Here is a 770-nt window from a genome sequence, read left to right on the forward strand (position 1 = left end):
TAGCGCCATTGCGATGTGGCTCTGAGTGTAATCAGGAGCATTACGACTGGCTAAAGCCAATAACGTATTCTTAAGCTGTGTGATTTCTGAATTGGATTCTGGCGAGAAAGGGTAGAAGCGTCGGTGTTCTGCTTCTGAATGCAATCCAGGGTGTGCTTTCTTAAACTCGCAAAATAGGCTGATGTCAAAGACTAGCGCTACAGCTTTAAAGCCATTCTCGCCAGGTATGGCTTCTGCACTTCTTAAGTCAGAAGAGTTGTATAGGGTAAAGTCGCCAGCTTGTAGTTCAAATTGTTCGCCATTTGGCTGGTGGACGACTAATGCGCCTTCTTCTACGACATATAAGCCGTTATGGGTGGCGGTGTAACGTTCACTTTTGCGAGCAGTGAAGTGGTTAAAGCGAATGATCTCAATGTTCGGCATATTCGTTCTTATCGTTTTCCATGACAAATAAAAAAGGCGCTCATTCGAGCGCCTTTAAACTTCATTCGGTATTATTCTTCACTTACAGTTTGTTCTGTTTGTGCTGCTGGTTGATCAGCAAATACCTGTGTTGGCTTTGCAACTAAACTGCGGTTTTCTTGGTTAACGTCCGCAAGAACGATTTCCAATGTGTCACCCAGCTTGTACACCACCTCTTTATCGATAGAGATTGTGCCGTTGTCGCCATTGCACTCAATTCGTTCTTTATTATCAAGAATCAGGGCACCAGGAATAAAGGCTGCTGCACCATTTTCGAGAAGTCGAACACGTGCACCAGCACGATTAAT

Annotated in this window: 1 protein-coding gene and 1 pseudogene; both read right to left on the minus strand. The window is 44.4% G+C overall.

Annotation, left to right across the window (positions count from 1 at the left end; all coding sequences use genetic code 11):
* Positions 1-423, minus strand: a pseudogene (locus R7R24_RS26360) (AraC family transcriptional regulator); the annotation flags it as partial.
* 71 nt (positions 424-494) lie between these two features.
* Positions 495-770, minus strand: a 276-nt coding sequence (locus R7R24_RS26365) for a S1 RNA-binding domain-containing protein (protein ID WP_318120069.1), incomplete at its 5' end; no start/stop codon positions are given.

It is taken from the genome of Vibrio sp. 704 (assembly GCF_033339295.1).